This window comes from Plasticicumulans acidivorans (genome assembly GCF_003182095.1).
Classification (GTDB): Bacteria; Pseudomonadota; Gammaproteobacteria; order Competibacterales; family Competibacteraceae; genus Plasticicumulans; species Plasticicumulans acidivorans.
In genome coordinates, this window is record NZ_QGTJ01000004.1 from 268,143 (window position 1) to 291,726 (window position 23,584).

A 23,584-nucleotide genomic window follows, 5' to 3' on the forward strand; every position below is an offset into this window, starting at 1 on the left:
CGCAGTCAGCCGGGGCGGGCGGCACAATCGCCCGTTTCCCTGGCTGCTGGGTGCTGTCGCATCGTGAGTGCTTCGCGTGATCGCCTGATCGGATTTCTGCTCGTGCTCGGCTCGGCCGCGGGCTTTGGCCTGATGCCGCTGTTTGCCCGCGTGGCCTATGCCGACGGGCTCAGTCCGTCGGCGCTGATGGCGCTGCGCTTCCTCGCCGCGAGCGTCTGCCTCGGTGTGCTGGTGCGCCTGCGCGGTGAATCGCTGCCGCGCGGGCGCACGCTGGCGGCGCTGCTGCTGATGGGCGGCGGGCTGTATACGCTGATCGCACAGTGCTACTTCTCGGCACTGACGCAGGCCTCGGCGGCGCTGGTCGCGCTGGTGCTCTACACCTATCCGGTGCTGGTGATGGGGGCCAACGTGCTGCTGTTCGGCGAGCCGCCGACCTGGCGCAAGTGCGCGGTTGCCGGGCTGGCGATGCTCGGCCTGGCGATCACCGTCGGCAGCGATCTCAGCGGCGCCTGGGGCGGCATCGGTCTGGCGCTCGGTTCGGCGTTTGGCTACGCGGTCTACATCCTGGTCGGCGATCGGGCGGCGGGCGACTGCCAGCCGCTGGCCGGCAGCTTCGTCGTCATCGCTGCCAGCGCCCTGAGCTGCACGCTGCTGGCGCTGGCCGATGGCTGGCGCATGCCGCAGTCGCTGCACGGCTGGAGCGCGGTGCTGGCGCTGGCGCTGGTGTCGACGGTGCTGGCGATCGTCGCCTTTCTCGCCGGGCTGCGGCGCATCGGTTCGACCTCGACCGCGATGGCCTCGACCGTCGAGCCGGTGGTCGCGGTGCTCGGCGCCGCGGTTTTTTTGGGTGAACCGCTGACCGTCGCCCGCGTCTGTGGCGGATTCTTCATACTCTGGGCGGTTATCCTGCTCGCCAGAACCCCCGTGCAGTCAACGCAAGGAGTTGTCGCATGAATTTGCGTCCCCGCCGATCCGTCCTCTACATGCCGGGCGCCAATGCCCGCGCGCTGGACAAGGCCCGTGGCCTGCCGGTCGACGGCGTGATCCTCGACCTCGAAGACGCGGTCAGTCCGTCGTCGAAGGGGCTGGCCCGCCAGCAGATCGTCGCCGCGCTGACGCAGGGTGGCTACGGCCACCGCGAGGTGATCGTGCGTGTCAATGCGCTGTCGACGCCGTGGGGCTACGAGGATATCCACGCCGTCGCCAAGCTCGGCGCCGATGCGATCCTGTTCCCCAAGGTCGACACCCCGGAGCAGGTCATCGCCGCCGTCACCGCGCTGGAGGCGGCCGGTGCGCCGGCCGATCTGCCGGTGTGGATCATGGCCGAGACGCCGCGCGGCATCCTCAACATCGATGCCATCGCCGGCGCCTCGAAGCGCCTCAGCACCATCGTCATGGGCACCTCGGATCTGGCCAAGGATCTGCGTGCGCGGCATACGCCGGACCGCACCGCCTTCATCACCTCGCTCGGTCTGTGCGTGCTCGCCGCCCGCGCCCACGGCCTCGATATCCTCGATGGCGTCTATCTGAACATCGACGACGAGCCGGGGCTGATCGCGGCCTGCGAGCAGGGCTGCGACATGGGCTTCGATGGCAAGACACTGATCCATCCCAAGCAGATCGCGGCGGCCAACGTGGTGTTTACGCCCGATGCCGAGGCGCTGGAGCAGGCGCAGGCGGTGCTCGCCGCCTGGGCCACGGCGCAGGCCGCCGACAGCGGCGTGTGCGTGGTCAACGGCCGGCTGATCGAGCACCTGCACGTGGTCGAAGCGCAGCGCCTGGTGGCGCTTGCCGATGCCATCGCCGCGCACGGCGTCTGAGGTCGCGTCGCCTCACAGTGGCGCGTGCGGGTAGACGATCAGGTACAGCGCACCGGCGAACAGGTTGCCGAAGGCGGCGAGGTAGAGCATGCCGAGTCCGCTTTCGTGCGCGCCGAGCGTGCCCAGTGTGCCGCCGATGAAGAACGCCACCAGCAGGCTGCTCAGCAGCGCGAGCTTCCACGGGTCGCGCACGCGGCGTTCGCGGGCGAGGTGGCCGAGGTGGATGCCGATGTCGGTGACGATGCCGCTGACGTGGGTGGTGCGCAGCGTCAGTCCGCGGTAGCTGCTCGCCATCGCGTTCTGCATGCCGCAGGCGATGGCGGCCAGCGGCACGGCGAGCATGTAGCCGTACTGCGCCAGAAAGGTCGCCGCCATCAGCAGGGCGCCCTGGATCAGCATCGAATGGCCATAGCGGCGGCCGGGCTGCAGGTTGCGGTTGCCGATGATCAGGCCGGAGAGGAAGGCGCCGAACAGAAAGCCGGTGAAGATGCCGGCCACGGCGAACAGGTCGTCGCGGTTGCCATTGACCAGATCGATGCTGATCTTCGACAGATTGCCGGTCAGGTGCGTGACCGGCAGGTGGAAGAAGGTCAGCATGATCGCGTTGACGAAACCGGCCGAACCGGCGAGCAGTACACCGCCGGCGATGACCTCCGGCGGACTCAGTTCCTTGGCCGTCGCCTGCGGCGCCGGGGTGTTGGCTGCGGGCATGGGGTTCTCTTCAAATCCTTGGCAAAAAGCAAGGTTAACCCCAGCCCGGCCGCTGCGTCGCCTGTTGCGGCCGCGGGCGGGCGGCGAGCCGGCGCCGCTCAGCGCACGTCACGCATGTTCTCGCGCAGCTCCTGCTTGTACATCTCGTTGTATTCGCGGGTGACGACTTCACGCGCGGCGATGTGGAAGCGCACGCCGGGATTCGGCTTGCAGTAGCCCTCCAGCCACTCCATGTAATTCCACGGCTTGGCGCCGTCGGTCCAGTCGAGGTGCCGACGGTCGATGACATCGGCGGTCGAGTGGGCGCCGGTGTTGATCGCCGAGAGATAGCCGAGCAGCCACTGGCGATAGGCTTCGCGCTCGGGGCTGCCGCGCTCGGTGGCGCTGAACTGCTCGCAGGTCGAGGTGCCGAGGCCGACGATCTTCCATTCCTCGACGTAGTTGCCGGGCGGGTAGCCCGGCGGGCCGGCGACCGGCACGCAGGCGGCGAGCAGGGCTGCGGCAGCCAGCAGCGAGAGCGGGGCGAAGGGTGTGGCGAACGGGTGCATGGTGTTGCTCCGTGAACGATGCCTACGACAGCAGCATCTTCATGCCGATCAGGCATAGCAGAGCAGCGAAGATGCGCTTGATGACGGCAGTCGGCAGGGTGTGCGCGAGCTTGGCACCGAGCGGCGCGCTCAGCATGCTCGCCGAGGCGATGCCGAGCCACGCCGGCAGGCTGATGTAACCCAGGCACCCGTCCGGCCGCAGGGGGGCATTCCAGCCGGTGATGATGAAGCCCAGTGTACCGGCGAGCGCGATCGGCAGGCCGCAGGCGGCGCTGGTGGCCACCGCATTGCGGATCGGCGTGTTGCACCAACTGAGGAACGGCACGGTCAGCGAACCGCCGCCGATGCCGACGATGCCCGAGACGGCGCCGATCAGCGCGCCGGCACCGCTGCAGCCGAGCGTCCCCGGCAGCTGGCGCTGGCCGGCCGGCTGCAGGCCGAGCGCCATCTGCACCGACACACTCAGCAGGAACAGCGCGAAGATCATGCGCAGCGTCGCGCTCGGCAGCACATCGACGACCGCCGCGCCGATCCAGGTGCCGACGACGATGCCGGGCGCCAGGCGGCGGACCGTATTCCAGTTGACGGCGCCGCGGCGGTGATGCGCGCGGATCGAGGAAATCGAAGTGACGACGATCGTCGCCAGCGAGGTGCCGATCGCCACATGCATGACCGCGCTCGGATCGGCGCCGTGACTGCGCAGGAAGAAGGCGACGATCGGCACGATGACGATGCCGCCACCGACACCGAGCAGGCCGGCGAGGACGCCGGCAACGGTACCGCCGGCGAGGAAGAACAGGATCGATTGCAGGATGTCAGGCACGTCACGGCTCCGCCCCGGGCGGGGTCAGGCGGCAGGAAAAGGGCAGGGGATCGCACGCCGTCGACGGACCGGCGCGGTCGCAGCTTTGGTGCTACATTTCGCGCGGTTTTTCGCACTTCTCCATGTGGGCGGGCTGCGGAACAGGAGCGAGAGTCTAACGGTCCCTTCGGCGGGTGTCCCGGTGCACCCGCTCAGCCAAGATCAACGACAAGCAGGGAATTACGCATGAAGGTTCAGACAGTCTGCGTTTTGGGTGGCAGTGGCTTTGTCGGCCATGCACTGGTCGCACAGCTCGCCAACAGCGGGCGCAAAGTGCGGGTGCTGACGCGCTATCGCGAGCGCTGCCGTGAGCTGGGAGTACAGTCGGATGTCGAACTGTGTCAGCTCGACAGCTTCGATAAGCCGACCCTCACCGCGAGCTTCCGCGGCTGCGACGCTGTCATCAATCTGGTCGGAATCCTCAATGAGGACGGCAGCCAGCGCTTCACGGCACTGCACGCCCAGCTGCCGGCCACCGTGGCGGCGGCCTGTGTCGAGGCGGAGGTGCCGCGCCTGCTGCAGATGAGCGCGCTCAACGCCGATGCCGCCAGCGGCGCGTCTGATTACCTGCGCAGCAAGGGGCAGGGCGAGGATGCCGCGCATGCCGCCGCCGAGCACGGCGTGGCGGTGACCAGCTTCCGGCCGTCGGTGATCTTCGGTGTTGGTGACTCCTTCTTCGGACGTTTCGCCACACTGCTCAAGCTCGCTCCGGTATTGCCGCTGGCCTGCCCCAACGCGCGCTTTCAGCCGGTCTACGTCGAGGATGTCGCAGCGGCCTTCGTTGCCGCGCTGGACGACCCGCGCAGCTTTGGCCAGCGTCTCGATCTCGGCGGGCCGCGCACCTACACGCTCAAGGAGCTGGTCGAGTACATCGCCGGCGTCATGGGTCTGAAGCGCCTGGTGATCGGCCTTCCCGACGGTCTGTCCCGCCTGCAGGCGACACTGTTCGAGAAGCTGCCGGGCAAGCCGTTCACGATGGACAACTACCGTTCATTGCAGGTCGACAGTGTGGTCAGCGGCAGCGATGGCTTTGCGCTGTTCGGCATCACACCGTATTCGGTCGAGGCCATCGTGCCGCGGGCGATGAAAGGCCGCACCGCCCGTCGCGACTACGACGGTTTCCGCTACCTGGCCGGTCGCTGAGCCTGGCGCACATGCCGCAGCCGGCATCCGCCGGGTGCGGCCGCGGTGCCCGCCTTCAGGCGGGTATCGGCACAGTGGTGGTTTAGGGCACCGGGTCCGAACCACCACGATTCGCGGATGAGCCTGTCCGCACGTCCCACTGAATCCATGCGGACCACGGTGTCGTGTTGTGCGCTGCCGTGGCGATAGGGCATTGCGCCATCAGCCGTGCTCCAGGGCAGGCCGTGCGTCGCCGGGTGGATGGGGCGGCTGATTCATGCATCGGGTCATCTGCCGGGCCGCTGATGCAGCGTGTCTCAGAGGCAGTGAAACCCGCCGTGACAATCTGCTGCGCGGCTGGCGCAGGGCGTGTTGCGCACAACTTGTGCATCTGTCATGTGCTCGTTTTTATCATATTGATTTTAATTTGTTTTATGTTTTTTTGTGTGTCACCTGCCAGGGCTGGCATCAACGTTGCGATAGGGATCAGGCCAGCCTTTGGCCAAGGTCGCCCGCGAGCGACCGCCGAACAAAATTCCCTGAGGACAACGGAGACACATCCATGATCTACGCGAAGCCTGGTGAGCCTGGTTCCAAAATCAGCTTCAAGTCGCGCTATGCCAACTTCATCGGCGGCGAGTGGGTTGCGCCGGTCGAAGGTCGTTATTTCGAGAACGTATCGCCGGTCGATGGCCAGGTTTTCTGCGAGATCCCGCGTTCGTCCGCTGCCGATGTCGAGCTGGCGCTCGACGCCGCTCACGCTGCCAAGGACGCCTGGGCCAAGGCTTCGCCGACCGAGCGCTCCAATATCCTGTTGAAGATCGCCGATCGCATGGAAGCGAACCACGAGATGCTGGCGGTCGCCGAGACCTGGGACAACGGCAAGCCGATCCGTGAAGCACTGGCCGCCGACGTTGCGCTGGCCATCGATCACTTCCGTTACTTCGCCGGTTGCGTGCGTGCGCAGGAAGGTTCGATCGGCGAAATCGATCACGACACCGTCGCCTATCACTTCCACGAGCCGCTGGGCGTCGTCGGTCAGATCATTCCGTGGAACTTCCCGCTGCTGATGGCGGCGTGGAAGCTTGCTCCGGCGCTGGGTGCCGGCAACTGCGTCGTGCTCAAGCCGGCCGAGCAGACCCCGGTCTCGATCCTGGTGTTCGCCGAACTGATCCAGGATCTGATCCCGGCAGGCGTGCTCAACATCGTCAACGGTTTCGGTCGCGAGGCCGGTGCGGCGCTGTCGACCAGCAGCCGCATCGCCAAGATCGCCTTCACCGGTTCGACCCAGACCGGCCGCATGATCATGCAGGCTGCCACGCAGAACATCATCCCGGTGACGCTGGAGCTGGGCGGCAAGTCGCCGAACATCTTCTTCGACGACGTCATGGCCAAGGACGACTCCTTCCTGGACAAGGCGCTCGAAGGCTTCTCGATGTTCGCGCTCAACCAGGGCGAGGTCTGCACCTGCCCGTCGCGCGCGCTGATCCATGAGTCGATCGCCGATGACTTCCTGAAGCTCGCCATCGAGCGCGTCAGCCGCATCAAGCAGGGCAACCCGCTCGATACCGACACCATGGTCGGCGCCCAGGCTTCCACCGATCAGATGGAAAAGATCATGTCGTACATCGACATCGGTCGTCAGGAAGGCGCGCAGTGCCTGGTGGGCGGCGAGCGCAGCCAGCTCGGCGACAACCTTGGCCGCGGCTACTACATCAAGCCGACGGTGTTCAAGGGCAACAACAAGATGCGCATCTTCCAGGAGGAAATCTTCGGCCCGGTGCTGTCGGTGACCACCTTCAAGGATGAAGCCGAAGCGCTGGAGATCGCCAACGACACCATCTTCGGCCTCGGTGCCGGTGTCTGGACCCGCGACGGCGTGCGCGCCTACCGCATGGGCCGCGGCATCCAGGCCGGCCGCGTCTGGACCAACTGCTACCACCACTACCCGGCGCATGCCGCCTTCGGTGGCTACAAGCAGTCCGGTATCGGTCGCGAGACGCACAAGATGATGCTCGACCATTATCAGCAGACCAAGAACCTGCTGGTGTCCTACAGTCAGAACCCGCTGGGCTTCTTCTAAGTACGGACTCGTTAGGCTCAGGAGCCTACGCAGCGGTCGCTTGCGGCCGCTGCACCCCGCCCGGGTGGCAACGGTGATCGTTGCCCCCGTTTTTTTTGAGCGGTGCGGGGATTTTCTGCACGCGGGTGTTGCCACGGCGTGCCCGTGCAGCAGGCCCGTGCGTTGGCCGGCGCCGGCGTCGACGATAGAATGCGGCGATGAACGCACAGCCTCTCGTCGGTCTCATCATGGGCTCCAGGTCGGACTGGAGCACGCTCGAACACGCCGCCACGACGCTCGACGCCCTCGGTATCGCTCACGAGGTGCGCGTCGTCTCGGCCCATCGCACGCCCGATCTGCTCTTCGAATATGCCGGCAGCGCCGAGGCGCGCGGGCTCGAAGTGATCATCGCCGGTGCCGGCGGCGCGGCGCATCTGCCGGGCATGGTTTCCAGCAAGACGGTGCTGCCGGTGCTCGGCGTGCCGGTGCAGTCGGCGGCACTCAACGGCATGGACTCGCTGCTGTCGATCGTGCAGATGCCGGGTGGCATTCCGGTCGGCACGCTGGCGATCGGCAAGGCCGGGGCGATCAACGCCGCCCTGCTGGCAGCGGCGATCCTCGGCGGCAAATACCCGGAAATTCGTGCCGCGCTGCGGGCCTTCCGCGAACGGCAGACCGATTCGGTGCTGGCTGATCCCGACCCGCGGGTGACGCCATGATCGTCGGCATTGTTGGGGGAGGTCAGCTCGCGCGCATGATGGCCCTGGCCGGCTATCCGCTGGGGCTGCGCTTCGTCGTGCTCGATCCGGCGCGCGATGCCTGCGCTGGTCAGGTGGCGGCACAGATCCTCGGTGAATACGACGATGTCGAGGCGCTCGCCGAACTGGCCCGCCGCTGTGACGTCATCACTTTCGATTTCGAAAACGTCCCCGCCGTGGCGCTGGAGCGTTTGTCCGCGGAAGTCCCCGTGGCGCCGAATCCGCAGGCGCTGGCCAGCGCGCAGGACCGGCTCAGCGAAAAAACGCTGTTCCGCGAGCTGGGCATCGGCACACCGGCTTTTGCCGCGGTCGATTCACTGCAGCAGCTCGAAGCCGCGGTGGAGGCGATCGGGCTGCCGGCAGTGCTCAAGACCCGCCGCTTCGGCTACGACGGCAAGGGCCAGCGCGTGCTGCGCGAGCGCGCCGAACTGGCGGCCGCGTGGGATGAACTCGGCAAATATCCGCTGATTCTGGAAGGCTTCGTCGACTTCACGCGCGAGGTGTCGATCATCGCCGTGCGTGGTCGCGATGGCGCGATCGCTTTCTATCCGCTGACCGAGAACCGCCACGAAGGCGGCATCCTGCGCCTGTCGCGAGCCCCCTGTACCGATGCGGCGGCGCTCGACGCACAAGCCCAGCGCCACGCCCGCGCCTTGCTCGAACATCTGGACTACGTTGGTGTGCTGGCGATCGAATTCTTCGATGTCGGCGGCACGCTGATCGCCAACGAGATGGCGCCGCGCGTGCACAACTCCGGTCACTGGACCATCGAAGGTGCCGAGACCTCGCAGTTCGAAAACCATCTGCGTGCGGTCTGCGGCATGTCGCTCGGCGCGACGCAGGCGCGCGGCTGCAGCGCGATGCTCAACTTCATCGGCCGCCTGCCGGCGCCGGCGGCATTCCTCGCCGAACCCGGCCTGCACTGGCATGACTACGGCAAGGAGGCCCGTGGCGGGCGCAAGGTCGGACACGCCACTTTGCGTGCCGATGAGCCGCAGACGCTGGCGGCGGCACTGAGCCGTCTGCAGCCGCTGGTGGTGGCGGACTGAGCCTTCAGGCAGCCGCCGCCTGGGTCAACAGGGTCACGCCGGCGCCGAGCGGGCAGGCGCGCACCGCATCGGCGAGTGCGCGGATCGCTGCCGGTCGCGGATAGCTCTTGCGCCAGGCCAGCGCGACGATGCGCTGCGGCGCAGGATCGGCGAAGGGGCGCACGCTGAGCAGCTCATGCGGCTGGGCGTAGGCGTTGACCGAGGTCTGCGGCAGCACCGTGACGCCCATGCCGGTGGCAACCATCAGACGGATGGTTTCGAGCGAACTGCCCTCCAGCGTGCGCTGCATGGAATCGGCCTCGGCGGAGACGGAATCGCGGTTGCATTCGGGGCAGGCCTGCAGCACCTGATCGCGAAAGCAGTGACCGGGGCCGAGCAGCAGCAGATCCTCGGCGGCGAGCTGGTGCGGAGTGATTTCCTCTTCCTGTTCCAGCGGGTGGCCGCAGGGCATGACGACGACGAAGGGCTCTTCATAGAGCGGCAGCGTCAGCACGCCGGATTCCTCGAACGGCAGTGACAGGATCAGCGCATCGACCTTGCCCTGCTTGAGCCGCTCGGCGAGCACGGCGGTGTAGTTCTCCTCGATCTGCAACGGCATGTGCGGCGCGGTGGTCTTGATCCGCGGGATCAGCTGCGGCAGCAGATAGGGACCGATGGTGTAGATGACGCCGAGGCGCAGCATGCCGGCGAGCTCGTCCTGTCCCTGCACGGCGATGGCCTTGAGGGCGTCGGCTTCCTCCAGCACGCGCTGCGCCTGATTGACGATGCGCCGCCCGACCGGCGTCACTGAGACTTCGCCGGCTCCGCGCTCGAACAGCACGATGCCGAGTTCGTCCTCCAGCTTGCGCACGGCGACCGACAGGGTCGGCTGGCTGACGAAGCAGGCCTCTGCGGCACGCCCGAAATGGCGTTCGCGGGCGACGGCGGCGATATAGCGGAGTTCAGTCAGGGTCATCGATCAGGGCCGGCAGGGTTCATCGGGCGGCGGCGCCAGGCAGCGCTCGCAATTCTCCGCGGTATTCTGCGCGCCTCCGGCGACATAAGCAGTGTCGCAAGTGCCCCAGGTGCCACGTGGCATGCCCTTGAACTGTCCTGCCGGTTTGTCGGCGGCGGTGCAGACCCACATCTGGTAGCAGGATGGGAACTGGCGCAGCGGTTTGCCGCGGCGTACCCATTCGCCGTCCGCCGCCGCCGCGCTGCCCGCACCGAGCAGGCTCGTCAGACAGATGATGATCGCAAGCCTTTTCATGATGGAGTCGTCACGTGCCCATGCGTTGGCGTAGACCACGATGCGTGGCGGCTGCAAAGGATGTTAGCGGTGGCTTGTGGCACCAACAAGGTTGCGGCCGAAAGGCGCGCGCGCGGCCGCCGTGTTGCGAATGGCGAAGTGTTGCGGCAGCGCGTGCAAGCACCGCCGATGCCTGCCGAAACGCGTTCGCATGGTGGTTCCCGCACGCTTGCGCAGTGCATGTTGCAGCATGGACACCCCCGGTGTTTGCGTGTAGTTTTGCCGGCGGCTGGAGCACCCGGCGTACAAGCAAAGATCATCAAGCCGGGCGACAGGTTGGGAGCGTTTCGGCGTACTTGTTTGCATGGGGCACATCGTCATCCGGTCGCCCTGTCTTCCGCGCGCGTCGCACGGTCGAGGTTGGCTACATGCAACCCCGCGCCTGAGTGCAGACCGCAGACACATGCAGCGCCTATCGCTTCCGGCCACTTTATGGGGGTCGCGACACGAATCATCAATGACTCCAGCCTGGCGCGCCGCGTGTTCATGCAGTCCGCCCAACGAGCGGACGAGGAAGGAGGTCTCATGGCTTACCAGCACATCAAGATGCCCACCACCGGTGAAAAGATCACCGTCGTCGACGGCAAGCTGCACGTACCGGATGAGCCGATCGTCGGCTACGTCGAAGGTGATGGCATCGGCCCGGACATCACCCGCGCGTGCCTGCGCGTATGGGATGCCGCGGTGGAGCAGGCCTATGGCGGCAAGCGCAAGATTCAGTGGTGCGAGCTGTTCATGGGCGAGAAGGCCGCCGAGATCTATGACGGCAACTACTTCCCGGAAGAGACCCTCGAAGCGCTGAAAGACCTGATCGTTTCGATCAAGGGCCCGCTGACCACGCCGGTCGGCGGCGGTTTCCGCTCGCTGAACGTGGCGCTGCGCCAGGAGCTCGACCTCTACGCCTGCGTGCGCCCGGTGCGCTACTACGCCGGCGTGCCGTCGCCGATGGTGCATCCGGAGATGGTCGACATCGTCATCTTCCGCGAGAACACCGAGGACGTTTACTCGGGTATCGAATACAAGTCCGGCACGCCGGAGAACGAGAAGGTCGCCAAGTTCCTGCGTGAGGAAATGGGCGCCGAGTTCTTCGAGGGCGCCGGTATCGGCATCAAGCCGGTGTCCGCCTTCGGCTCCAAGCGCCTGGTGCGCAAGGCCATCCGCTACGCGATCGACCACAAGAAAGACTCCGTGACGCTTGTCCACAAGGGCAACATCATGAAGTTCACCGAAGGTGCGTTCCGCAACTGGGGCTACGAAGTCGCCCGTGACGAGTTCGGCGATGTCACCATCACCGAAGACGAGCTCTACAGCGTCTACGGTGGCGTGCAGCCGGAAGGCAAGATCGTCATCAAGGACCGCATCGCCGACATCATCTTCCAGCTGCTGCAGCTGCGTCCGGCCGAGTTCTCCGTGCTCGCCACGCTGAACCTCAACGGTGACTACCTCTCCGACGCCGCCGCGGCGCACGTCGGCGGCGTCGGCATCGCCCCCGGTGCGAACATCGCCGACTTCGTCGCCGTGTTCGAGGCCACCCACGGCACCGCGCCGAAGTACGCCAACCTCGACAAGGTCAATCCGGGCTCGCTGCTGCTCTCCGGCGTGATGATGCTGGAGTACATGGGCTGGCAGGAAGCGGCTGATCTGATCAACGCCGCGCTGACCAAGGTCATCGCCGACAAGACCGTGACCTACGACTTTGCTCGCCAGATGCCGGGTGCCCGTGAGGTCAAGACCAGCGAATTCGGCGACCTGCTGATCGCCAAGATCCGCGGCAAGACCGACGAGCTGGTTGCCGTCGCCGAAGCGCATCGCGCCCAGGTCGAGGCGGAGAAGTCCAAGCTCGAAGAGCAGCGCGCGGCCAATCCGGCCGAAGCGATGAAGGACGCCGGCCGCCAGCCGCACGCGGTCTCCGACATCATGCACAAGGTGGTCACCGTCAAGGGTGACGAGAGCGTTGCCGAAGTCATGCACATGATGCGCGAAGCGCGCATCAGCTCGGTCGTCGTCGAGCCCGACAGCAGCGGCCAGTGGGGCATCATGACGCAGCGCGACGTCATGCGGAAAATCATCAATGCCAACCGCTCGCCGGCGCGCGTCGCGGTCAATGAGATCGCCAACCGTCCGCTGATCATGGTCGCGCGCGATACCTCGCTGGCCGAGGCCTCGACGACGATGGTCGAAGCGAATATCCGTCGCGTCGTCGTCGGTGCCACCGGCACGCCGGTGGGCGTGGTCTCCGACATGGACCTGTTCCGCACCGTCGAAGAGTTTGGCTGGGGCACCGAGTGAGCTGACCGGCTCCTGATCGGCCTGTAGTCGATACAGCGCCGGCATCACCCGCAGGGGTGGTGCCGGCGCTGTTTTTTTGCCGTTGTCGAAACATCGTTGCGGGCTTCGCAGCTTTTCGCGGCGTTCCGGGCTATACGTTGCCGCAGTACCAGCATGGGCTGGCTGTCTCGGGTGCGACGGCTTGACCACGAGTTGGACGGCTCAGGTGCATAACGAACGGAATTTTCTCAGGCTCGTGTTAGACTGATTTGAAGATTGGTAAATTGGTCAAACCAAAAGGAGCCCGCATGACGGAATCCACGAAGCGTGCGCCAGCCGCTGGCCGCCGGGTTGCGTTGTTGGCGACCTGCCTCGTCGATCTGTTCCGGCCAACGGTGGCTTTTGCGGCGGTCAAATTGCTGGAAGATGCTGGTTGCCATGTCGAAGTGCCGGTACAGACCTGCTGCGGTCAGCCCGCCTTCAATTCTGGGGATCGCGCGGATGCGCGGGCGCTGGCGGAACAGCTGATCGCGGCCTTCGAGGGCTGTGACTACGTCGTCGGGCCGAGCGGTTCGTGCATCGGCATGCTGCGTCATTACCCCGAGCTGTTCGAGGCCGGCTCGGCCTGGCAGGTGCGGGCGGCGGCGCTGGCCGATAAGAGCTACGAGCTGCTGGCCTTTCTCGTCGATGTCTGCGGTGTCGAACAGGTCGACGCGCACTACGCCGGTTGTGTGACCTATCACGATTCCTGTTCGGGGCTGCGCGAGCTGGGAGTCAAGGCTCAGCCGCGCAAGCTGCTGGCGAGTGTCAGCGGCCTGCAGCTCAAGGAAATGGAGGAAGCCGAGATCTGCTGCGGCTTCGGCGGCACCTTCTGCATCAAGTACCCGGAAATCTCCAACCGCATGGTCAGCGACAAGTGCGCCAGCATTGTGGCGAGCGGTGCCGACACGCTGCTCGCCGGCGACCTCGGTTGTCTGCTCAACATCGCCGGCAAGCTCAAGCGTGAGGGCTCGACCATCCGTGTGCGCCACGTCGCCGAGGTGCTGGCCGGCGTTGCTGACGAACCGGCGATCGGCGATGGCGAGTAGGGGATCGCGATGCAACTGACCAGCCCCGATTTTCCGCGTAATGCTGCACATGCGCTGCACGATGCTGCGCTACAGCGTGCCCTCGGCAACCTCAAGGCCGGCTTTCCCGGCAAGCGCGCTGCCGCGGTGGCGCGCCTGCCCGAGTTCGAAGCGTTGCGTGACCTCGGCCGCGACCTGAAAAACCACATCATCGAGCACCTCGACTACTACCTGGAGCAGTTCGAAGCCAGCGTGCAGCGCCAGGGTGGGCAGGTGCACTGGGCGCGGGATGCCGAGGAGGCGCGGGCGATCATCCTCGGCATCTGTCAGCGGGCCGGGGCGAAGACCGTCACCAAGGGCAAGTCGATGGTCTCCGAGGAGATCGGCCTCAATGAGCATCTGGCTGCGCACGGCATCGAGCCGATCGAGACCGATCTCGGTGAGTACATCATTCAGCTGCGCGGCGAGCATCCGAGTCACATCATCGCGCCGGCGATCCACGTCAACCTCGATCAGGTGTCCGACGCTTTCCACCAGCACCATCAGCAATACGGCAAGCACGAACGGCAGACCGAGCCGCGCGCTCTGATGAACGAGGCCCGCGAGATCCTGCGCGACAAGTTCCTGCGCGCCGACGTCGGCATCACCGGCGCCAATTTCTGCATCGCCGAGACCGGGCAGACAGTGATCGTCACCAACGAGGGCAACGGCGATCTGACGCAGTTGCTGCCGCGCGTGCACATCGCCATCACCAGCATCGAAAAAGTCGTGCCGACGCTCGAAGACGCGGCGACCTTCATCCGCCTGCTGGCACGCTCGGCGACCGGGCAGGAGATCAGCGTCTATACGACCTTCTCGGCGGGCGGCCGGCGCGCCGAGGACCTCGACGGGCCAGAGGAATTTCATGTCGTGCTGCTCGACAACGGCCGCTCGCAGATGGTCGGCGGTGAGCAGCAGGACATGCTGCGCTGCATCCGCTGCTCGGCCTGCATGAACCATTGCCCGGTCTACGGCGCGATCGGTGGCCACGCCTATGGCTGGGTCTACCCGGGGCCGATGGGGTCGGTGCTGACGCCGCAACTGGTCGGCATCGAGCACGCCGCCCATTTGCCGAACGCCTCGACCTTCTGCGGTCGCTGCGAGAGCGTCTGTCCGGTGCGGATTCCGCTGCCGCGGCTGCTGCGCAACTGGCGTGCGCGTGAATTTGAGCGCCACCTGACGCCGCAGGGGTATCGCTTCGGCCTCAGGGCCTGGGCCTGGCTGACGCGGCGGCCGGCGCTGTATTGCGGTCTGACCCGTCTCGGCGCACGCCTGTTGCGCTGGCTGGGCGGGCGCAGCCGGCGCATCCGCTCGCTGCCGCTGGCTGGCGGCTGGAGCGCCTGGCGCGACATGCCGGCGCCGCAGGGGCGGACGTTCCAGGCGCTGTGGGCCGAGCGCCAGCGCGCGGCGGGCATGGAGGGCAAGCGATGAGCGGCAGTCGCGAGCTGATCCTCGGCAATATCCGCAAGGGCTTGCGCCGCGGCGCGCTCAGCGGTGATGCGCTGGCGGACTGCGCCGAGCGCCTGGCGGCACCGCGGCCGAATCTGATCCCGGCGCGGGCGGCGGCGCTCGATCATGCAGGGCAGCTCGCGCTGTTCGTGCAGATGGCGAGCGAAGCCGCCGCGCTCGTGCACCGCGTCGAGGCCGCCGCGGAGGTGCCGGCGCTGGTTGCCGGCATCGTCGATGCGGCAGCGCTGCCGCGCCAGCTGGTCTGTGCTCCGGCCGCTGCGATCGCCGGGCTCGACTGGCAGGGCGCCGGTCTGCAGGCGCAGGCACGGGCCGCACGGCAGGGCGACCGGGTCAGCGTCACGCCGGCGTTCGCCGGCATCGCCGAGACCGGCACGCTGATGCTGCTGTCCGGCGCGCACAGCCCGACCTCGCTGAATTTCCTGCCTGACCTGCACATCGTCGTGCTCAGCGCGACGCGTGTCCTCGCCAGTTACGAGGAGGCCTTCGCGCTGTGGCGGCGTGAGTCCGCCGGGGAAGTGCCGCGTACCATCAATCTGATCACCGGCCCGTCACGCTCGGCCGACATCGAACAGAAGCTGCAGATGGGCGCACACGGGCCGATTCAGCTGCATATCGTCCTGCTCGGGGCGTGAGGCGGCGGGGCGCTGCCCGGGCGGTGCAGCGCTTAGCGCATGGCAGGCATCGCCTGATCGCTGCACTGTCATCGCCGCACGCTGGCTAGACTGGCACGCTTTCTCGTCCGCCGATGGATGCGCTGCCCGATGACCGTTCCCGCCGCGACCCATGCCGTGCTGCGTACGCACCCTGTCTTCCGCCGTTTCTGGCTGGCTCGCGTGGCGACGGCGATGGCCTACCAGATGTGCGGCGTCGCTGTCGGCTGGCAGGTCTATGCGCGCACCGGCAGCGCGCTGGCGCTCGGCTTGATCGGCCTGGTGCAGTTCCTGCCGGCGCTGCTGCTGGTGCTGGTGACCGGTCAGGTCGCCGATCGCTTCGATCGCCGTCGTGTGGCGCGCAACTGCCAGTGGATCGAGGGCATCGCCGCCGTGCTGCTGGCGCTGGGCAGTCTCGGCGGCTGGCTGCCGGTCGCCGGGATCTATGCGCTGATCGTCGTCATCGGCGCCGCGCGCGCCTTCGAATACCCGGCGATGGCGTCGCTGCTGCCGGCGCTGGTGCCTGCGGCCTGGCTCGGTCAGGCGATCGCTGCCTCGGCGGCGGCGATGCAGACCGCGATCATCCTCGGCCCGGCACTCGGTGGTTTTCTCTATGCGCTCGGTGCGCCAGTGGTGTACCTGGTCGCGGCGACGGCCTTTCTGCTGGCCGGTTGTCTGGTGCAGGGCGTGCGTTACGACACGCCGCCGCAGCCGGTGAAAGAGCCGGTCGGTCTGGCCTCGATCTTCGCCGGCATCGGCTTCATCCGCAGCCGGCCGGTGGTGCTCGGGGCGATTTCGCTCGATCTGTTCGCGGTGCTGCTCGGCGGTGCCACTGCGCTGCTGCCGATCTATGCGCGCGACATTCTGCACACCGGACCCTGGGGGCTCGGGCTGCTGCGCTCGGCGCCGGCGGTCGGTGCGCTGCTGCTGTCGGTGTGGCTGTCGCGACAGCCGCTCGAACGCCATGTCGGGCGCATCCTGTTCGGCTCGGTGGCAGCCTTCGGCCTGGCGACCGTGGTGTTTGCGCTGTCGACGCAGTTCCTGCTGTCGCTGCTGGCGCTGTTCGCGCTCGGCGCCGCCGATATGGTCAGTGTCGTCGTGCGCGGCACCCTGGTGCAGCTGGAAACGCCGGATGCGATGCGTGGCCGCGTCAGCGCCGTCAACTCGGTATTCATCGGCGCCTCCAACCAGCTCGGCGAGTTCGAGTCCGGCGTCACCGCGGCTTTGCTCGGCGTGGTGCCGGCGGTGCTGCTCGGCGGCCTCGGCACCCTGCTGGTGGTGGTGCTGTGGATACGCTGGTTCCCGGAACTGCTGCACCGCGAACGCCTGGCGGCCGAGCCCGCCTGAGCCTGCGCAGCCCGCGGCTTGCCGGATGGACGGGCTTTGTCATCAGATACGCCACGCGATACGGCAACTTGCGGATGGGCGGCGGAGCGTCGCTCGCGGAGGAACATTCATGACCACACCGACGTTCGCCGCCGCCTGGGCGGCGCGTACCACGCTTGAGCCCTTGCAGCTCGATTGCGTGACCACGCTGATGCTCAAGATCATCGACGGCAAATGCAAGATGAACGCCGATGACAAGACCGTGATGGCGGCGGTCTATGACGTCGTGCGTGAGCGTCCCGGTCGCCTGCTCGGCGCCGATGTGCACGCGCTGATCGAGCGCGCCCGCGCTGCCGCCGGCCGCGACGAGGCGCTGATCATGGAGGTCTACGAGCAGCGGCTGAACGCCGAGACGATGATCTCGCGGCCGGTGATGAAAGGCTTCAAGGCCTGGCTGCGCGGCGAGGGCATCCTCGCCGACGGGCAGGCCCAGCCCGAAGAGGCCTGAGACCGTTCGCCGTGCCGCCCGGGCCTCGGGCGGCGCGGACCGGGTGCGGCTTACACCGCTTCCAGGCGCTTCGAGAACAGCTCGTTGTCGTCGAGATCGCGCAGGCTGACGCTGAGCGCGCGGCTGGCGGCGTCGATGTTGACCTCGCCGAAGAACTGCAGGCCGGCGAACGGCGAGGTGTTCTGTACCGCCGGTGCTTTCTGCCAGACCACCTGCGGCCCGAAGCTGGCATCGAGCGCGTTGGGGCCGAAGCTGCCGGCGTTGAGCGGGCCGGAGACGAACTCCCAGAACGGATCGAAGTCCTTGAACGCGGCGCGTTCCGGCGCGTAGTGGTGGGCGGCGGTGTAGTGCACGTCGGCGGTCAGCCAGACGATGTTCTTCACGCCGGCGGCCTTGATGCCGCGCAGCAGTTCGGCGATTTCCAGCTCGCGGCCGCTCGGCGCACCGTCCTCGCCGTTGGCGATCGCCTCCCAGCGCGGGCTGCCGTCGGCATTCTTGCCATCGGCCACCTGCAGGCCGATCGGCATGTCGGCGGCGATGATCTTCCAGGTCGCCTGCGAATGGCGCAGTCCGTCGAGCAGCCAGCCGAGCTGCGGGCGACCGAGGAAGGCGCTGGCTTCACTCAGCTGCGCCTGGCGGTTGGCGCTGTTGGCGCCGCGGTAGCTGCGCATGTCGACGACGAAGACATCGAGCAGCGGACCGTAGCTGATGCGCCGGTACACCCGCTGTGCCTCGACGTCATACATGCGCCGCAGCGGCGCGTATTCGAGGAAGGCCTGCGTCGCCCGCGCCAGCAGCAGCGGCACGTTCTTTTCCGTGTAGCGCGTGTCGGCGCTGATGTCCTTGGCGGCCGACCAGTTGTTCATCACTTCGTGATCGTCCCACTGCCAGATCTGCGGCACTTCGGCGTTGAAGCGGCGCACGTTCTCGTCGAGCAGGTTGTAGCGGTAACGGCCGCGGAACTCATCGAGGGTTTCCGCCACCTTGGCGACCTCCGGCGTGACCCGATTGCGCCAGACACGGCCGTCCTCGACAGTCTTCTGCTCGGGAATCGGGCCGTCGGCGTAGATGGTGTCGCCGCAGTGAATGAAAAAATCGGGCTGGCGCTGGCGCATGGTTTCATAGATGCGCATGCCGCCCCATTCCGGGTTGATGCCGAAACCCTGGCCGGCGGTGTCGCCGGACCACAGCAGGCGCACGTTGCGCGGCTGCGCCGGGGCGGTGCGCAGGCGGCCGGTGACCGGCTCGCTGAAGCGCCCGGCGCTGGCGAGATCCTCGAACAGCACGCGCACGTGCAGTTCACTGTCGGCCGGCAGGTCGGTGAGGTCGAGGCGCGCGGTGTAGTCGGTCGACTCGGTGGCGTACGGACCGCGTACGCGGCGAGCACCGTGAAACTCGGCATTGTCGGCGACTTCCACCCACATGCGCGCCGGGCGGTCGGTGCGGCTCCAGACGATGGCGGCACCGCGGGTGACGTCGCCGATCTGCAGGCCCTGGGCGACGCTTGGCTGCCCGCCGGCGCTGTTGCCTCCGCTGCCGCCGGCATCGCTGTCTGTGGCGTGTGCGCGGGCCGGCCACCACGGCGCGACGGCGGCACCGGCCAGCAGCAGGCCCGAGCGGATGAGGAATTCGCGGCGGTCGTGATCGTGAGGCATCGTTCCATCTCCGGGAAACGGTCGGTGATGGGCGCGCAAGGCTAAGGCCTGGTTTTGGCAGCCTGATGACCGCCGCAAAATGTGAGGTAAATCACCTTGAAAGCTGTGCTGTACTCACGCCGTGTTCATCGCCGTCTGTCATCCTTCGGGAGCGCCGGCCTGGTGAGCATCGGCAGGTCGGAGTGCAGCGGCGGGGTGGCCATGGTTGGCTGCGGGGGCGCGGGAGGCGTGCCATGCGTCCGCAGATCCATTTTTCTGGGAGATATTCAGACATGACACTCACAAAGCGCCTGGGTGCCGAATGCGTCGGCACGTTCTGGCTGGTTCTCGGTGGTTGCGGCAGCGCCGTGCTCGCGGCGGCCTTCCCTGAGGTCGGCATCGGCCTGCATGGCGTCGCGCTGGCTTTCGGTCTCACCGTGCTGACGATGGCCTTCGCCATCGGCCATATCTCCGGCTGTCACCTGAATCCGGCGGTCACCGTCGGCCTGACCGTCGGCGGTCGCTTCCCGGCCAGCGAGGTCGTGCCCTACATCGTTGCCCAGGTGATCGGCGGCATCATCGCTGCCGCGGTGCTGTATCTGATCGCCACCGGCAAGGCCGACGCCAGTGTTGGCGGCTTTGCCGCCAACGGCTACGGTGAGCATTCGCCGGGCAAATACGGCCTCACCGCGGCTCTGGTCTGCGAGGTGGTGATGACCGCGATGTTCCTGTTCGTCATCATGGGGGCGACCGATGCCCGCGCCCCGGCGGGCTTCGCGCCGATCGCCATCGGCCTGTGCCTGACGCTGATTCACCTGATCAGCATCCCGGTGACCAATACCTCGGTGAATCCGGCGCGTTCGACCTCGCAGGCCCTGTTCGCCGATGGCGGCTGGGCACTCGGTCAGCTGTGGCTGTTCTGGGTGGCGCCGATCATTGGTGGTGCCATCGGTGCGCTGCTTTACAAGGCGGTTGCCAGCGAAGACTGAGTCGGCACTGCGGTGCTGCACACCAGCAGGGCGCCCGCGGGCGCCCTGTTTCGTGTACGGCCTCAGACGGGGAGGCCGTGCGCGTCGAACCAGGCGCGCATGCGCTTCCAGCCGTCGGCGGCCGCGGCGGGGCGATAGCTCGGACGGTAGTCGGCGTTGAAGGCGTGGGGCGTATCGGGGTAGACGACCAGTTCGCTGGCGCCGTGCGCGGTGGCGATCGCTTCACGCATGCGCTCGACCGACGTCACCGGTATGCCGGCATCGGCACCGCCGTACAGGCCGAGCACTGGTACGCGCAGCTGCGCGGCGAGGTCGAGCGGGTGCTTGGGCGTCAGTTCGCTGCTCGGCCCTTCGAGCTTGCCGTACCAGGCGACACCGGCCTTGAGCTGCGGATTGTGTGCGCAGTACAGCCAGACGATGCGCCCGCCCCAGCAGAAGCCGGTAATGCCGACGCGCTGGGTATCGGCGATGTCCTGTGCGCCGGCCCAGGCCAGCGTGGCATCGAGATCGGCCATCACCTGCGCATCGGGGACGCGCGAGACCACCTCGCTGATGATGCGTGGAATGTCACTGATGGTGCTGACATCGCCCTGGCGGAAGTACAGCTCCGGGGCGATCGCGCAGTAACCGAGCTGCGCCAGCCGGCGGCAGATATCACGGATGTGCTCATGCACGCCGAAGATTTCCTGTACCACCAGGATCAGCGGCGCATTGCGCCTGCCTTGCGGCATGGCTCGGTAGGCCGGCACTTCGACCCCGGCGGAGGGAATGTGCACCATCCCGGCGGTCAGGCCGCTGCTCGGGGTGACGATGGTTTCGGCGCCGACCGGACGCACGGCGGCGGCGAAGCCGGCCGCGGCGAGTGCGGTAACGAAACGACGGCGTGACGGATCGTCGGGAATCTGCGTGGGCATCAGCGAATCTCCTTGCGATGGATGCGACCAGCTTAGCCGGCAGCAGCGCCTCAGCCCGGCACGAACAGCGGGCCGAACGGCGACTCCAGGCGGTGCAGCGGATGGCCGTACAGAGCGGAGAGTGCGGTCGCCGTCAGCAGTTCCGTGCCGCCGGTCTCGGTGTGGCCGTCGGCGTGCAGCAGCACGATGCGGTTGCAGTAGCGTGCCGCCAGTGTCGGATCGTGGCTGACCATCAGCCAGGCGCGCGCGCCGCTGGCGATGCGCTGCTTCAGCAGGCCGAGCAGGACGTGCTGGTAATGGATGTCGAGATGATTGCTCGGCTCATCGAGCAGATACAGCGCCGGGTCCTGCGTCAGCAGGCTGGCGAAGCCCAGCCGCCGGCGCTCGCCGCCGGACAGCGAGGCGATGCGGCGCGATTCGAAACCGCCGAGGCCGACCGCGGCGAGCGCCGCGCGGGCCAGCTCGATGTCCCGTTCAGTCTCCCAGCCCCAGGGGCCGAGGTGTGGATGGCGGCCGATTAGCGCGGTCTCCAGCACGCTGCCGGCGAAGGCATCTTCATGCACCTGCGGCAGCAAACCGATGCGCTGCGCCCGCGTGCGCGGCGTCAGGGCTGCGAGCGGGATGCCGTCGAGCAGCAGGCTGCCGGCTTGCGCCGGGCGCAGGCCGGCGAGTGTATGCAGCAGCGTGCTCTTGCCGGCACCGTTGCGTCCGAGCAGGCCCCAGCGCTCGCCGGGGCGAATGCTCAGCTCAAGGCCGGTGCACAGTGCGCGCGCGGGCGTCGTCACCTGCAGTGCGCGGGCGGCGAGCAGTGGGGTTTCACTCATGGCGGCGCTCGCCGGCGTGCAGCAGCCAGAGGAACAGCGGCACGCCGAGCAGCGCGGTGACCGCGCCGACCGGCAGTTGCTGCGGAGCGATCAGGCTGCGCGCCAGCGTATCGGCAATCACCAGCAGCGTGCCGCCGGCGAGCGTGCAGGCCGGCAGCAGCAGACGGTGGTCGCCCCCGATCAGCAGGCGCAGCAGATGAGGCACGACCAGGCCGACGAAGCCGATCGAGCCGGCGATCGTCACTGCCGTGGCCGCCAGCAGCGAGGCGAGCAGATACAGCAGCAGGCGCAGCCGGCGCACCGGTACGCCGAGGCTGGCGGCGGCCAGCTCGCCGTGGGCGAGGACGTTGAGCTGCGCCGCCAGCGGCCAGGCGGAGCCCAGCGCAACGAGCAGTACCAGCCAGGCGCCCCAGCTCACCGCCGCCGCCGACAGGTCACCGATCAGCCAGAACAGCATGCCGCGCAGCGCGCGCTCCGGTGCCAGTGACAGCAGCAGGGTGATCAGCGCGCCCCAGCCGGCGGCGGTGACCACGCCGGTCAGCAGCAGGCGCAGCGGTGTCCACGCGCCGCGGCCGTGGGCGAGGCCGAACACCAGCGTCACCGCACACAGAGCCCCGGCGAAGGCACCAAGGTTGACCCACAGGCCGCCCAGGCCGAGCAGCAGCAGCGACAGCGCGCCGACCGCCGCGCCGCCGGAGACGCCGAGCACATAGGGATCGGCCAGCGGATTGCGCAGCAACACCTGCATCAGCGCTCCGGACAGCGCCAGCAGCGCACCGGTGACGAAGGCGGTTGCCGCGCGCGGCAGGCGCAGCTGCCAGACGATCGCCGCACCGGGGCCGTCGCCGAGCAGCGCCTGTAGGGTGTCCGTCAGGCTGAAATTCGCACTGCCGCACAGCGCCGCGAACAGCAGGGCGAGCAGCGCTGCTGCGCCGAGCAGCGCAAGGATCGCCAGCGCCCGCTTCACGTCAGTCGCGCAGTGAGAGGATGCTCCAGCCGGCGGCGGTGGCGTGAGCGTGCAGGATCGGGTCGGGATCGACGGCGACCGGGTGGGCGACCTGTGACAGCAGCGGCAGGTCGTTGTGCGAGTCGCTGTAGAACCAGGCATCGTCCAGGGCCGAGCGGTCCGCGCCGAGCCAGGCATGCAGGCGCTCGACCTTGCCTTCGCGGAAGCAGGGCACACCGTGCGCATGCCCGGTGTAGTGACCGTCGACCACTTCCGGTTCGGTCGCCAGCAGGTGCTCGACGCCGAGCAACTCGGCGATCGGCGCGGTGACGAAGCGGTTGGTCGCGGTGATGATCACCAGCGTGTCGCCACGCGCGCGATGGCCGTCGAGCTGCGCGCGGGCCTTGGCGGAGATCAGCGGCTGGATGCGCCGTTCGATGAAATCGTCCCGCCAGGCGTGCAGTTGCGCCAGCGGATACGCTGCCAGCGGCGCCAGCGCAAAGCGCAGGAAGGCCTCGATGTCCAGCGTGCCGTTTTCGTACTCGGCATAGAAGCGCTGATTGCTGCGCTCGTAATGCGCACGATCAACGGCGCCGGCTTCGATCAGATGCTGGCCCCAGAGATAGTCGCTGTCACCGCTGAGCAGGGTCTGGTCGAGGTCAAACAGGGCTAGGCTCACGATGCGCGTCCGGCTGCCGGGAGGAGCGCGGCAGCGTAGCGGATGCCCGC

At 67.5% G+C, this 23,584-nt stretch carries 23 protein-coding genes; 13 read left to right on the forward strand and 10 right to left on the reverse strand.

Annotation, left to right across the window (positions count from 1 at the left end; translation table 11 throughout):
• Window positions 1-63 precede the first annotated feature (63 nt).
• Together C7443_RS09045 and C7443_RS09050 are read left to right on the forward strand one after the other, a co-directional pair.
• The gene (locus C7443_RS09045; protein WP_110018269.1) at window positions 64-954 is read left to right on the forward strand and encodes a DMT family transporter; all 891 of its coding nucleotides are present in this window, start codon (window positions 64-66) and stop codon (window positions 952-954) included.
• The gene (locus tag C7443_RS09050; protein WP_110018270.1) at window positions 951-1,820 is read left to right on the forward strand and encodes an HpcH/HpaI aldolase/citrate lyase family protein; all 870 of its coding nucleotides are present in this window, start codon (window positions 951-953) and stop codon (window positions 1,818-1,820) included. Before C7443_RS09045 ends, C7443_RS09050 begins: the two co-directional genes overlap by 4 nt.
• A 12-nt stretch (window positions 1,821-1,832) precedes the next feature.
• Here C7443_RS09050 and C7443_RS09055 read toward each other — a convergent pair whose 3' ends face one another.
• The 3 genes from C7443_RS09055 to C7443_RS09065 form a co-directional block, all read right to left on the reverse strand.
• Window positions 1,833-2,531 carry a YoaK family protein gene (locus tag C7443_RS09055; RefSeq protein WP_110018271.1) on the reverse strand — a complete coding sequence of 233 codons (699 nt, stop codon included), beginning with the start codon at window positions 2,529-2,531 and terminating at the stop codon, window positions 1,833-1,835.
• Between the two features lie 98 nt (window positions 2,532-2,629).
• Window positions 2,630-3,079, reverse strand: coding sequence for a hypothetical protein (locus C7443_RS09060; RefSeq protein ID WP_110018272.1), 450 nt, complete (start codon window positions 3,077-3,079; stop codon window positions 2,630-2,632).
• 22 nt (window positions 3,080-3,101) lie between these two features.
• The gene (locus C7443_RS09065; RefSeq protein ID WP_342774223.1) at window positions 3,102-3,902 is read right to left on the reverse strand and encodes a sulfite exporter TauE/SafE family protein; all 801 of its coding nucleotides are present in this window, start codon (window positions 3,900-3,902) and stop codon (window positions 3,102-3,104) included.
• Window positions 3,903-4,127: 225 nt separating this feature from the next.
• Between C7443_RS09065 and C7443_RS09070 the strand changes: the two genes are divergently transcribed.
• From C7443_RS09070 to C7443_RS09085, 4 genes are all read left to right on the forward strand, one after another.
• Window positions 4,128-5,084, forward strand: a complete 957-nt coding sequence (locus tag C7443_RS09070; protein WP_110018273.1) for a complex I NDUFA9 subunit family protein — start codon at window positions 4,128-4,130, stop codon at window positions 5,082-5,084.
• A 541-nt stretch (window positions 5,085-5,625) separates the two neighbouring features.
• Window positions 5,626-7,146 (forward strand): acetaldehyde dehydrogenase ExaC, encoded by a 1,521-nt coding sequence (gene exaC / locus C7443_RS09075; RefSeq protein ID WP_110018274.1) that lies wholly within the window; start codon window positions 5,626-5,628, stop codon window positions 7,144-7,146.
• A 197-nt stretch (window positions 7,147-7,343) separates the two neighbouring features.
• Window positions 7,344-7,844: a 5-(carboxyamino)imidazole ribonucleotide mutase gene (purE, locus tag C7443_RS09080; RefSeq protein ID WP_110018275.1), complete on the forward strand. Its 501-nt coding sequence runs from the start codon at window positions 7,344-7,346 to the stop codon at window positions 7,842-7,844.
• The gene (locus C7443_RS09085) at window positions 7,841-8,932 is read left to right on the forward strand and encodes a 5-(carboxyamino)imidazole ribonucleotide synthase (protein ID WP_110018276.1); all 1,092 of its coding nucleotides are present in this window, start codon (window positions 7,841-7,843) and stop codon (window positions 8,930-8,932) included. The genes purE and C7443_RS09085 overlap by 4 nt, the downstream gene beginning before the upstream one ends.
• Window positions 8,933-8,936: 4 nt before the next feature.
• Here the strand turns inward: C7443_RS09085 and C7443_RS09090 are convergent, their stop codons facing one another.
• Window positions 8,937-9,887, reverse strand: coding sequence for a hydrogen peroxide-inducible genes activator (locus tag C7443_RS09090; protein ID WP_110018277.1), 951 nt, complete (start codon window positions 9,885-9,887; stop codon window positions 8,937-8,939).
• Window positions 9,888-9,890: 3 nt separating this feature from the next.
• Window positions 9,891-10,220 carry a hypothetical protein gene (locus C7443_RS09095; protein WP_146213275.1) on the reverse strand — a complete coding sequence of 110 codons (330 nt, stop codon included), beginning with the start codon at window positions 10,218-10,220 and terminating at the stop codon, window positions 9,891-9,893.
• A gap of 525 nt (window positions 10,221-10,745) precedes the next feature.
• Here C7443_RS09095 and icd point away from each other — a divergent pair.
• From icd to C7443_RS09125, 6 genes are all read left to right on the forward strand, one after another.
• Complete coding sequence (gene icd, locus C7443_RS09100; RefSeq protein WP_110018279.1) at window positions 10,746-12,509, forward strand: isocitrate dehydrogenase (NADP(+)); 1,764 nt, start codon at window positions 10,746-10,748, stop codon at window positions 12,507-12,509.
• A 287-nt stretch (window positions 12,510-12,796) separates the two neighbouring features.
• Entirely contained in the window at window positions 12,797-13,576 is a 780-nt protein-coding gene (locus C7443_RS09105; RefSeq protein WP_110018280.1) for a (Fe-S)-binding protein, read from the forward strand.
• 9 nt (window positions 13,577-13,585) lie between these two features.
• Window positions 13,586-15,025, forward strand: coding sequence for a LutB/LldF family L-lactate oxidation iron-sulfur protein (locus C7443_RS09110; protein ID WP_110018281.1), 1,440 nt, complete (start codon window positions 13,586-13,588; stop codon window positions 15,023-15,025).
• Complete coding sequence (locus C7443_RS09115; protein ID WP_110018282.1) at window positions 15,022-15,696, forward strand: LutC/YkgG family protein; 675 nt, start codon at window positions 15,022-15,024, stop codon at window positions 15,694-15,696. The genes C7443_RS09110 and C7443_RS09115 overlap by 4 nt, the downstream gene beginning before the upstream one ends.
• Window positions 15,697-15,825: 129 nt before the next feature.
• Entirely contained in the window at window positions 15,826-17,061 is a 1,236-nt protein-coding gene (locus C7443_RS09120) for an MFS transporter (RefSeq protein WP_246004604.1), read from the forward strand.
• Window positions 17,062-17,170: 109 nt separating this feature from the next.
• A complete protein-coding gene (locus C7443_RS09125; RefSeq protein ID WP_110018284.1) occupies window positions 17,171-17,548 on the forward strand; it encodes a hypothetical protein in 378 nt (125 codons plus the stop codon).
• Window positions 17,549-17,598: 50 nt separating this feature from the next.
• Here the strand turns inward: C7443_RS09125 and C7443_RS09130 are convergent, their stop codons facing one another.
• Window positions 17,599-19,203, reverse strand: coding sequence for an alkaline phosphatase D family protein (locus C7443_RS09130; protein ID WP_110018285.1), 1,605 nt, complete (start codon window positions 19,201-19,203; stop codon window positions 17,599-17,601).
• 272 nt (window positions 19,204-19,475) lie between these two features.
• On the opposite strand from C7443_RS09130, the gene aqpZ reads away from it, so the two are divergent.
• Window positions 19,476-20,171 carry an aquaporin Z gene (aqpZ, locus tag C7443_RS09135; protein ID WP_110018286.1) on the forward strand — a complete coding sequence of 232 codons (696 nt, stop codon included), beginning with the start codon at window positions 19,476-19,478 and terminating at the stop codon, window positions 20,169-20,171.
• Window positions 20,172-20,233: 62 nt separating this feature from the next.
• On the opposite strand, the gene C7443_RS09140 is transcribed toward aqpZ, so the two are convergent.
• Genes C7443_RS09140 through C7443_RS09155 form a run of 4 tightly spaced genes read right to left on the reverse strand, consistent with a single transcriptional unit; the run spans window position 20,234 to window position 23,534 of the window.
• Window positions 20,234-21,085: a dienelactone hydrolase family protein gene (locus C7443_RS09140; protein WP_110018287.1), complete on the reverse strand. Its 852-nt coding sequence runs from the start codon at window positions 21,083-21,085 to the stop codon at window positions 20,234-20,236.
• A 50-nt stretch (window positions 21,086-21,135) separates the two neighbouring features.
• Window positions 21,136-21,909, reverse strand: a complete 774-nt coding sequence (locus C7443_RS09145) for an ABC transporter ATP-binding protein (RefSeq protein WP_110018288.1) — start codon at window positions 21,907-21,909, stop codon at window positions 21,136-21,138.
• Complete coding sequence (locus C7443_RS09150) at window positions 21,902-22,876, reverse strand: FecCD family ABC transporter permease (protein ID WP_246004605.1); 975 nt, start codon at window positions 22,874-22,876, stop codon at window positions 21,902-21,904. The genes C7443_RS09145 and C7443_RS09150 overlap by 8 nt, the downstream gene beginning before the upstream one ends.
• Before the next feature lies 1 nt (window position 22,877).
• Window positions 22,878-23,534, reverse strand: a complete 657-nt coding sequence (locus C7443_RS09155) for a histidinol-phosphatase (protein ID WP_110018289.1) — start codon at window positions 23,532-23,534, stop codon at window positions 22,878-22,880.
• Window positions 23,535-23,584: the final 50 nt, after the last annotated feature.